We start from the raw sequence: 11243 nt of genomic DNA, 5'->3' as shown, positions 1-11243 counted from the left end.
GCTAGACATGGTACTCTGGGATTGGGTCATGAAGGCACCTACTCTCTTATTTTCTTGGCGATTATAAGAATAGGTCTTCATGGCCTTTTTGTCTATAGTTGGTCTAGTTCATTGGGTGTTGCACTTCAATTGTAAACTCGGCAAAAAAAGAAAACACAAAAAAAACGCCAGATTAGATAATCTGACGTTCAACATTCTTTGTAGGGTAATTATTATCCCTAATCCTACCCCAACGTTCAATTTTATGAGCGCATTTTGCCAATTGAGGTAAAAGTTAAAATCGTAATCAGGCTTGTTATAACGTACCAGATTAACGTTTTGAGAACTGTGAAGCTTTGCGGGCTTTTTTCAAACCTGGCTTTAAATACTCGTAGGTTAATAAGTTTACATAGCGTTCAAAAAACCCGTTAAATTAACGTTTATGAATTTCAGAATTCTAGGTCTTTCTTATTGTTTCAACCGTTTTACCCCAAATTGGGGTACACTTCGGAGGAACGTAAGGCTTCAAACCTAGAAATCAATTCACGAATTATTAACATTAATTGCGATTGTTCGTTCAACTACTATTTAATGGTAGAAACACAACCAACAACTGCTTATCAACTCGGGTTTCAATTCCACATACACGTTCATAACCTCCTGTTCAGTAGATCAATATTAAAATTGGTCTACTTTTTATTTGCACTGAAATTCTTCAACAAATATTTAAGGAGGTGCTGTCATTGCAAACAGCAACCCGTAAAGTTTCTGTCTGGTTAGCCTTGCTGACCTTGTTCACTTCAATTTTTATGACCCCGATCACAAGTGCTTTTGCCGCTGACATGACCAACATTAAAGCAGGTGATTGGATATCCTCTTGGCAACTAAATCTGTTGAATGGTCTCCATTGGACAGACAATGGTATTTACAAAAAGGTGGTTGATGGTCAGGTTGCCTTTTGTGTCGAACATGGAATCGATATTGAAAATTCTGGTTCAGGTTGGACACCCACTAACTATTCAGCAGCAGAAAAAGATAAATTAGCCTCAATAGCCTACTTTGCTTACCAACAAAACCCAACTGACGCTAATTATGGGCTTGCACAAATCATGATTTGGGAAGAACTAAATAGTGAGCTATTGACCACCAATTACCCAGATTATCAGGCAAAAAAAGCGGCTGTGTTGAAAAAAGTGACTACATTCAACACTAAGCCGTCATTCAATGGTCAAAACATTACTTTAAACGTTGGTGATTCAATCACTTTAACCGACAATAACGGTACTTTAGCTTCATACATTGAACAAACCGCTAATACTGCCAACTTAAATATCACAAAATCTGGTGACAAATTAACTTTAGCCGCTACAGCTAACTCCAAAGAATCTGGTAAAATTTCCTTTGCTAAAGCTAAAGCAGCTAACATTGGGACCTCATTACTCTATGGCAAAGGCAATCAACAAAAACTCGCCTATTTCAAACTGCCAAATGGTAACAACTTCGATCTCAATATCAAAGTCAATCTCAATGGTAATTTGAAAGCTAAGAAAGTTGACGCGGATACCAATAAAGCTTTGCCAGGTGCGAAACTCAAATTTGAGTACAATGGTCAAACCAAAGAGGTCACCACCGGCACTGATGGTTACGCCGCTTTAAACGACATCAAGGCGGGTACGCAAGTCAAAGTTTCAGAAGTAACCGCACCTAATGGCTACGTTAATAAAGGTGAAATCAAAACGGCAACAATCACACCTAACCAAACAATCGAAGTCGTTCTTGGCAATAAAGAACAACTTGGCAATGTAAATCTAACGAAGATTGGCCGTCAGTTCGGCACCAATATGTTTAACAGGTACTATTCATTAAATGGTGCCATGTACGGTGTTTATTCAACTGATGGTAAAAAAGTTGGGACGATCACTACCGATAGCACCGGCAAAGGTACACTACAAAATCTGAAGCTCGGCAACTACTACGCCGTTGAAGAAAAGGCACCAGCCGGTTATATCCTTAACAACGAGAAAATACCTTTTGAATTGAAATATGCTGGTCAAAACGTTGCTGTCACTGCTACCTCGGTTAAAGCGACCGATGATGAACAATTCGGCACTGCCACTTTGATCAAGGAAGATGCTAAAACTGGTAAAGCCCCACAAGGCGCTGCTTCACTTGATGGTGCCGTTTATGAATTACATCGAACTTCCAATGATGAGCTGGTTGATACCGTTACAATTAAAAACAATCAAGCGAGTGTCGCCAATTTAAAATTGGATGACTACTACTGGATCGAAAAGACGGCACCAACTGGCTATATTAAAGATACTGAAAAACACGCGTTCAAACTAGCCTATGCTGGTCAAAATGCGAAAACGGCCACCGCATCAACAACGGTTAAGGAACAAGTTATTACGGGTGGTTTCGATTTAATCAAAATTGGTAACTATGATTGGCACACCGCACTTTCTAGTCATTTAACCGGTAAAGAAAATAAGTCTAACCCACTGGCTAACGTTGAATTTACAGTCACTAGCAACACAACAAACAAGGTCGTCACAACAGGGACAACCGATAAAGAAGGTTATCTCAAGTTTACTGATCTTCCCTATGACACTTATACCGTGACGGAAACAAAAACACCAGAGGGCTACAAAACCGCCGATCCATTCAAAGTCACGATTCATCAACAAAACGAGACCCATCATTATTCAGTCGTCAGTAATGTATTGGAAGAACGTTTGAAAGTGGTCAAGGCTGACGCTGAATCCGGGAAAACAATTTCGCGCGCCAACGCCGGTTTTAAAATCAAATCACTGCAAACTGGTAAATATGTTTCCATGCCTAACCTCAATCACGATGGAACAACTGATACTTTTATGACTAATGAAGAGGGCTACTTGACCACAACTGAGGCGCTCCCCTATGGTCAATATGAATTAGTCGAAACACAAGCACCATTAGGCTATGTTCTTGCCAAAGACCCAGCTAAATTTTCGATCACTGGCAAAGATAGTGATGGTATTGTGACCGTCAAGTTCACGGATAAGTCGCAAAAAGGCATTGTCACTTTGAATAAGACTGGCGCCACGCCGGTTGAAGTGACTAAACAGTCAACCAAGTACGGCGAACAATACGGTTTTAACTATGACTACACCCCACTGGCCGGTGCCAAGTTTGAATTTACTGCCAGCGAAAACATCACCACCGCTGATGGTACCGTCCATGCCAAAAAGGGTGAAATTGTCGCCACTGCTACGACTGACGCTAATGGACAAATCAAAACGCCACAACTTTATCTCGGCAAATATTCAGTTAAAGAAGTTGCTGCACCAAATGGTTTTGTTCTTAATGACAAACCAATTGATTTTGAATTGAAATATGCTGGTCAAAATGTTGAAGTGACCTCCACTTCACTCAAAGCGACTAACGATTTTCAGAAGTTGAACGTGACTGTTAACAAACAAGCAGAACAAATCAAGAATTGGGATAAGAACAAACCCACGATTGAAAATAAAGCTGCTAATGGTCAAGTCTTCGGACTGTTCAGTAAAGCCGGCTACAACAAAGGTGACATCAATGTTCCGGCAAAAGCATTAGTCGCAACTGCGACCGTCAAAGATGGTAAAGCAACTTTTGCCGACATTCAATTGCCTGAAGGTAGCTATTATGTGCAAGAACTAGATGCCGGTGAAGCTTATCAGCTTGATGACCAAACTTATGATTTTGAATTTAAGGCAACTGACAACACCACGACTAAGAATTTAACGATCAACGGTGATAAAGACACCCCAATTCTAAATAAATTACACTTCAACGAATTTACCTTTAAGAAAATCAATGAAACCGCCAAGCTAGTTGAAGATAAAGGTTATCAATTCACTTTTGATGGCAACGCCAAAGGTGCAGTGTTTGAATTACTGGATAAGGATAAGAAGGTCATTCAAACCACTACAATTGATGACAAGTCGATTGGTGCCTTTAAGAACGTACCAGTCGGCACCTTCTATTTACGGGAAAAGACGCCTTCCGCGACTAACCTAGTTTTAACTAAGGATTTAACTAAAATCGTTTCAACAAAAACTGGTATCACTGCCTACAATGCTAAAGGTCAATTAATTAGTCAGGATAAAAAACAGGCAGACGAAAAAGCAGCAACTGAAACTAAGGAAACCACCGAAACACCAGAAATTAGTTTCACGTTGCAAAATAGTTTGATCAAGGGGACTGGTGAACTAACCAAGACCAATGTCAGCGATGGTAAAGTCTTGCCAAACACTGGTATCAAGATCCTTAATCAAGACGGTAAAACCGTTGTGTCCGGTCGGACCAATGATAAAGGAGTTTTCAGTTTTGCCAACCTACCTGCTGGCAAATATCAGTTTGTGGAGTATGACGCACCAAAAGGCTATAAAATCAACGAAACGCCAGTTGATTTTGAAATTACTAAAGATGGTGAAATCGTCAAAGCGCAAATGAAAGATGAAGCCGTTGATACGCCACTACTTCGCCTACCACAAACCGGTGAAGAACGTAATCAATTGTTAAGCGTTATTGGCGTGATTCTACTATTAATTACTGGCTTAATTGTGTGGTGGATGCATCATTCAAGAAAAGCTAGTGATGACTTGTATAATGACGAGGATGACAGTGAATGATCTTTATTTCATCTATTAATATGTATCTTTCAAAAGAACCCAGTGTTTTAATGACCGGTACGATTGTAATCAATCACGCTATGATCATTAACAATGTTAAATTGATTCGCGGTAACCAGCGTCTGTTTCTAAAATTTCCTGAAACTACTCAAGGCCGTGTCGTATATCCCCTATCCGCTGAACTTTATCAATATTTACTTCAACAAACAATCGAATACTACAACCACTATAAGTCAGAACTCAAAAACAATTCTGACTTTTAAAATATGCAAAATTTGAAAGCGAGGAATTCTCCATGGAATTAGATTACATTATCCCCAAAGTACGCGAAACATTTGGTCGGCTTGAATTTGGCAAAATGATCGAAGAAATTCGTGAACCATCTCGTAACAATAACGGCCGCGTTGCATCACGAAGATTTAGCGTTTTTTCAGATATCCAAAAGGCTGATAACATTGAAATCATTCTACCAGCTGCTGCCGGAGTGAAGGCCAGTATCAAACAAGATTCACCGATTGATTTAGTCAACCCGCGCGTGATTGCAGTCGGCTATCGTGTGGAGAATCAGTCATTCGTCAAATATGAATGTTATGCCGATGATATTGTCAAAAAGGATTTAACTAAATAATGAAGGGTAGGAATTAATATGCGCTTAGCAGAAGGTATTGCACTCGATTCAATCAAAACATTTGGAGCCTTAAAATTCTCGGCAATGCGTCGTGAACGTTTTATCAACGATGATGAAGGTAACCAGACCACTGAGATTTCTGAACGTACTTTTGATTTAAAGAGCTTTGAGAAAGGAAAAATGATTCAAGTTTCGATTCCAGTGGCGGCTGGTGAAAAGAAGTTTGATTATAATCAGCTGGTCGAAATGATCAACCCAGTTATCGATACTGTTTCTTCTTATGAGTTTGGTGTTGGTATGTCAGTTTCATGGTATCTCAAAGCCGACGATCTTATTCCAGTAAACCACAACAAAATTCAGGAAAAACCAACTAATGAAAAGAAATAACTCAATGAAACGGAAAATTCGTTCTCCTACCAACTATCGGCAGGTATTAATAAATCCAACCGAAACATAGTAAAGTCATATTGAGAGTTGCGAATCACTTCTCTAACCTATATACTATAAATATGATAAATTACAGTATATAAGGTGGTGTTTAATAACAATGGATACTTTAGCCCAACTAGAACACGACTACCCAACGTTCATTTACAAAACCGCACAAGAATACGGTTTATCCAAGGATGAGATTCGTGAATTATCAACTGATGGCACCATTGAAAAGCTTGAACGTGGTATCTATATTTTTCCAGGCTACCTACTCGATGAATTTAGCTTGATCAGTCAAAAGTTCTCGCGTAGCGTCTTCTCGTTAGTTAGCGCCCTAATCATTCATGATTTGACTGATGAAATGCCGCTTCATTACGATCTGACCTTTCCCCAAGGATATCATCCAAGCGCCGCATCATTGAAAAAGTACTCTATTAAGGCGCGCTATCTATCGAAAAAGCGCTATTTACTTGGTATCGAAACCGGCCAAACCGAAAATGGTGGCACGGTTCAAGTTTATTCTAAGGAACGAACCTTATTAGATGTTTGGGAATCAAAACAAATCCAACCCTACATCAAAAATGATGCGCTTAAAAAATATTTAGCCAACTCACCTGCTGCAAATAAGCTCAAAGATCTAACTGAAATCAAGGACAAATTATACCCAAACAGTACTCTACTAAAAGTAATGGAGGTCTACATGCAATGAGTGAAGTTGATAAAATTCTACCAATGATCAGAAAACGTGCCCGTGAGCTTGGCTACAATATTCAACATTTTCAGAAACTCTTTTTTCTAGAACACTTTTTAAAGCAGATCTCTGAATCTAATTATCGCCGTTACTTTGTTCTCAAAGGTGGTTTTGAAATCCAAAGCCTTGTCGGAATTGAAAACAGAATGACCCAGGATCTTGACGCAATCTATATTGGACCGGCTTTACAACCAGATAAATTAGCAACCGTTTTGCATGAAGTCTTCGAGCAATCCACCGATTATGTCAATTTTACAATCAAGTCGATTGAACAAAAACAACTTGATGATGATTATCCCGGAATTCGTGTCAACCTGCTGGCACAAATGGGAAAAAGTAAAGTTAGTGTCAAGCTGGATATTTCAAAAGGTAATTCCCATGAGACGATTCCAATCATGATTGATCATCAGAGTATTTTAAACGCGGATGAAAAGTTTTCAATTTATGGCATCCCCATTGAAAAAATCTTGGCAGATAAATTATCAGCATTTCTTAATCACGGCATGTTAAACACTCGTGCTAAGGATTTATTTGATGTTTATTCATTGTCCATTCTCTATCGAACTGACATTGATCTTGTGCTTTTAAAAAAAGAATTTTTCAAAAGTACGGCGTTTGATCATATCCCAGACAAAACGATTGAAAATCGTTTAACTGAAATCAGTGCCCTATCCGATTCTGAAAGCTTACACACTTCGTGGCAACAGTACCAGCAACAATATGACTACGCACAATCAATTAGCTACACAGCCGCACTAGAAGCACTTTTCAATCTCATGAAAGAAATTAAAAATTAATACGCTAAAATCGACATTTCAAATTTATCGTAATATCAAAGTCAAGACAAAAAGTCTTGGCTTTTTATTATGGACAGAGGTTATTTATGAAAGCACTGACAGTCTTTAACGAAATCGGCTTTATGGATGACTTTGTCGCTGTCATTAAGGACGGCACACCTAGCAACGCCGAAGATAAATTAGAAACAGCGCGAACTATTGCTATCGAGTGTCCTGATTCCAACTTTGGCTTGACTGCTTTACCTGAAATGACCAAAGATGGTATCGCAAAAGAATTTACTTTTAGCACCGCACAATCAGATGAGGGTGCCATCATGACCTATCTGGGTATGACTGATGGTGCCTGATTCAATCAACAAAAGGTAGGTGAAAAAATTGCGTGAACTTTTTCAATATCGCGGAACTAAAATTCGTCCGCGTGATCAAAACTTAATTTTACAGACTGTTTTAGGCTCGGCCCTACTACTTTGGTTTCCACTGACCATTCTATTTTACTGTCCGGTGCTCAGTCATATTAATATTAAGACTATTTCATGGCCGCTAATTCTACAACTGCCTTGGTCGTATCAAGGACTGATCATTAGCTTAGCCGTAACATTATTTTGCTTAATTCTTGTTGTGCTTTTAGTCATGTACAAGTTTCCCGATTATTATCGTAAATTAGTCCATCGCCAAAAGATTGCCAGAATGTTTATGACTAACAACTGGTACGAAAAGAATACGCAACAGTCAGGTGGTTTCTTCAAAGATTTAGATACAGGTAAAACTAAAGAACGAATTGCTCACTTTCCCCGCATCTATTATCGTTTAAAGGATGGCCTAATTCATGTTCAAGTTGAAATCATGATGTCATCATACCAAGAACAATTACTCCACCTTGAACCAAAATTAGAATCTGGCCTTTATTGCGAAATGGTCGATAAAATTCTGCATGATTCTTACGTTGAATACACGCTACTCTATGACACAATCGCTCATCGGCTTTCGATTGACCAGGTTGTCTGTAAAGACGGCGCCGTCAAATTGATGGAAAATGTCTACTGGGAATATGATGCTTTACCGCATATGCTAATCGCTGGCGGTACCGGTGGTGGTAAAACTTATTTCATTCTAACTTTGATTGAAGCCTTGAGTAAAACCAATGCCAAACTAACTATTCTCGATCCTAAAAATGCTGATTTGGCTGACTTAGAGGAAGTACTTCCTGATGTTTATTACGATCCCGATGATATGTTAGCTGCACTAAGCCGCTTCTATGATGAAATGCGGCAACGCAACACGGAAATGAAAAAAATGGACGGCTACCAAACCGGTCAAAACTATGCCGCACTTGGTTTACCTGCCCATTTTCTAATTTTTGACGAATACGTTGCCTTTATGGATATGATTGGCCGTGATGCCATGACTGCCATTAACAAGCTTAAACAAATCGCCCTACTTGGCCGTCAATCAGGTTTCTTTCTAATTTTAGCTTGCCAGCGCCCAGATGCTAAATACCTTGGTGATGGCATTCGTGACCAGTTTATGTTCCGTGTTGCGCTTGGTCGTATGTCAGAGATCGGCTACACCATGATGTACGGTCAAACCAATAAGGACTTCTTTCTAAAGCCAATTAAAGGCCGTGGCTATGTTGATACCGGTTTAAGTGTCATTAGCGAATTTTACACACCATTAGTTCCAAAGCATTACGATTTTATCGAAACAATTGGTCATGCCTACCAAGAATCACATCAATCTAGTTGAAGTATTTCTTCTACATTAAAAATGAAAGAAGGTGCCACCATGCAAAATATTCAATTGATCAATGATATCGATTTTATCGAAGATTTTTCTAAAGTCACCACCAACTTAACAACTCGTGATGCCGAGGACTATCTTGAATACATGTGTGGTAAAGCACGTGAAAGCCCTGATAGTAACTTATTTCTTCAGTGTCCTTCACAAGCTACGAAGAACGGTATTAGCAAAATTTTTGATTTTTCAGTCGGCACAAAAAAAAATGGCTTGACTATGACGTATACAGGATACCACGACGATAAGTAAAAATGCACAAAATTTATAAAGGCCTATCGACAATATTGAAGAGTTATTAGTTTAGTCGTCCACTTTAAACATTAACTTAAAAACTCCAAGCTTATTGTACGAAATCTTACCAGTTTTTCTATCTTGAAAGAAATTCATAATTTCTTTTTTAAAGGCATGTCTATCCTTTTGATGTTTCTTAACCTGCATTTTTCTAGCATATTGATAAAGTTCAAGTAAAATGGGAAACCAACGTGAATTTTCAATTCCAATAGGCTTATCACTTAAACTGACCTTGGCCTGAATACAATACTGCGACTTAACAACATTCCAAATACGCTTGTTTTGAGCAAAATCTTTTTTTACAAAAGGACACAATAATAGTACATCATTGCTCAAAGTATTTGCGCTTTGAATCATTAACAATAATTCGCCGAGAACCTTTTTTCGAGGCTTACTCGAAAGATAACTACCTAATAAATTATAGTGCCAGATCTGTAATTCTGTTTCTGGGTAATTTTCATTTATAAATTGGGTCACATTCATTAATGTATTCAAAACAATATTTTGACGTTCAGACCTACCAATCATCAAGAGTATCGCATCCACAAGTCGGTAACAGTGTACTGAAACAACTGGATAAGCAATAGCCGTTTTTAAAATTACTAGGCACAAACTCTGTAACACGGATACATGTGTTTTCTTAACTTTTTTTGAAACGACCTTATTCTTAAAACTTGTCAAAATCGTACGAATTTGAGAAATATTATTTTCGTCAATAAGCGTACCAATCTTCTTTCGCAAGTCAACGACGTTATTCATTGTCAGAACAGCGGCTTCACCAAAAATTGACCCTTTTTTTTCATTGAAAATTGGATCATCAAAATTACCACCCTTTATCGCTGGAAATCCGCGTCCAATCTTGGTCTTCTCTACTTTCCTATTTAAACCAAAAGAACGAAAAATACGATCAATTTGAACAAGTGCTAAGCTGAGTGCAGCCTGATTATCTCCATAAAAAGTAAAATCATCCACAAATCTCTTAAAAGTTATTTCTTTCAATTCTGGTCGACTGTTAAGTATAGTTTGAATTGCGGAATCTAGTGCTAAACCAAGTAATTCAGCACTAAATTGCGAAGAAAATGGTCCTTGTAGAATACCTTTAGTTTGATTATCACTGATTCGCATATTGAAAACATCTAAAAATGTAAGAAGCGGCCTACACATTCCAACTGTTACATTACCTGTAAACGGTGGTAAATCAGCTAATTTATCAAGCTGATGAGTATAGATATTCTGATAATAGCTTTCAACATCTAGCTTCATATAGAAAGGATGTTCTCCCTCATCAGTAATATTTCTAATCTGATTATATTTATAGACATCATTCGATTTTGTCTGAACTTCATTTCTAAATCCGTGAAGTATATTCAAGTTTACAGTTTTCTTTAAATCATAATCCATTCTTGAAAAAACTGTTAAGTCCTGACCTAATATTGGCGAATCAGAATGGTTAGTAACAGTTTTGTACCCGTCCCCATCAGCATAAAAAGGCATTAGCCAGTCATCATGGGCCAGAAGAATATTGTGTGCAAATGCAAAATACCAAAGAGGATTGGCAATTCCCATAGGTCGTAAGGTCAAATCATTTTTAAAAGCATAATATTTTATTGACTCTGCTCCATTACTGTATATATATTTTGGCTTTTCAAGTACTCTATAATTCAAGTTAATAATATACTGATGTTGATCATCAAATTTGTATATTTCATCCATTTTTCCATCATCAATAGCCCTTAAAACAACATCGCTATGAATAAAAAAATCATTAACTGTCAAGGGCGGCGTAAAAATGTAGGTTTATGGCGGTTAGAAAATGTAGGTTTGTGGCGGTTAATCAGCGTCCTTAATTCGATAAGATTTGCCGGTAATTTTAATCACATGGGCATGGTGAACTAGCCGATCTAAAATAGCTGCAGTAA

General features: G+C 38.1%; 11 protein-coding genes. 9 read left to right on the top strand and 2 right to left on the bottom strand.

Annotated elements, in window-relative coordinates:
• Window positions 1-722: 722 nt before the first annotated feature.
• The 9 genes from EKM76_RS11160 to EKM76_RS11120 all read left to right on the top strand — a co-directional run bounded on the left by EKM76_RS11160 (window position 723) and on the right by EKM76_RS11120 (window position 9282).
• Window positions 723-4631, top strand: coding sequence for a SpaA isopeptide-forming pilin-related protein (locus tag EKM76_RS11160; RefSeq protein WP_125550721.1), 3909 nt, complete (start codon window positions 723-725; stop codon window positions 4629-4631).
• Window positions 4628-4894 carry a hypothetical protein gene (locus tag EKM76_RS11155; RefSeq protein ID WP_056943276.1) on the top strand — a complete coding sequence of 89 codons (267 nt, stop codon included), beginning with the start codon at window positions 4628-4630 and terminating at the stop codon, window positions 4892-4894. Before EKM76_RS11160 ends, EKM76_RS11155 begins: the two co-directional genes overlap by 4 nt.
• 32 nt (window positions 4895-4926) lie before the next feature.
• Complete coding sequence (locus EKM76_RS11150) at window positions 4927-5259, top strand: DUF961 family protein (RefSeq protein ID WP_056943275.1); 333 nt, start codon at window positions 4927-4929, stop codon at window positions 5257-5259.
• A gap of 18 nt (window positions 5260-5277) precedes the next feature.
• On the top strand, window positions 5278-5646 hold the full coding sequence (locus EKM76_RS11145) for a YdcP family protein (RefSeq protein WP_100070917.1): 369 nt from the start codon (window positions 5278-5280) through the stop codon (window positions 5644-5646).
• A gap of 160 nt (window positions 5647-5806) precedes the next feature.
• Entirely contained in the window at window positions 5807-6400 is a 594-nt protein-coding gene (locus EKM76_RS11140; protein WP_003678254.1) for a type IV toxin-antitoxin system AbiEi family antitoxin domain-containing protein, read from the top strand.
• Entirely contained in the window at window positions 6397-7239 is an 843-nt protein-coding gene (locus tag EKM76_RS11135; RefSeq protein WP_010011713.1) for a nucleotidyl transferase AbiEii/AbiGii toxin family protein, read from the top strand. Before EKM76_RS11140 ends, EKM76_RS11135 begins: the two co-directional genes overlap by 4 nt.
• Window positions 7240-7325: 86 nt before the next feature.
• On the top strand, window positions 7326-7586 hold the full coding sequence (locus EKM76_RS11130; RefSeq protein WP_010011715.1) for a hypothetical protein: 261 nt from the start codon (window positions 7326-7328) through the stop codon (window positions 7584-7586).
• 28 nt (window positions 7587-7614) lie between these two features.
• Window positions 7615-8982 (top strand): FtsK/SpoIIIE domain-containing protein, encoded by a 1368-nt coding sequence (locus EKM76_RS11125; protein WP_125550720.1) that lies wholly within the window; start codon window positions 7615-7617, stop codon window positions 8980-8982.
• A gap of 39 nt (window positions 8983-9021) precedes the next feature.
• Entirely contained in the window at window positions 9022-9282 is a 261-nt protein-coding gene (locus EKM76_RS11120) for a hypothetical protein (protein WP_125550719.1), read from the top strand.
• A gap of 51 nt (window positions 9283-9333) precedes the next feature.
• On the opposite strand, the gene EKM76_RS11115 is transcribed toward EKM76_RS11120, so the two are convergent.
• Both EKM76_RS11115 and EKM76_RS13695 read right to left on the bottom strand, forming a co-directional pair.
• Entirely contained in the window at window positions 9334-11100 is a 1767-nt protein-coding gene (locus EKM76_RS11115; RefSeq protein ID WP_125550718.1) for an RNA-directed DNA polymerase, read from the bottom strand.
• A gap of 54 nt (window positions 11101-11154) precedes the next feature.
• Window positions 11155-11243: ATP-binding protein (locus EKM76_RS13695; RefSeq protein WP_225417923.1), on the bottom strand; the 89-nt coding region annotated here is incomplete at its 5' end.

It is taken from the genome of Loigolactobacillus zhaoyuanensis, assembly GCF_003946385.1.
GTDB classification, from domain to species: Bacteria; Bacillota; Bacilli; order Lactobacillales; family Lactobacillaceae; genus Loigolactobacillus; species Loigolactobacillus zhaoyuanensis.
Note: the sequence above shows the minus strand (reverse complement) of the source record. Positions and strands in the feature narration are given on the sequence as shown.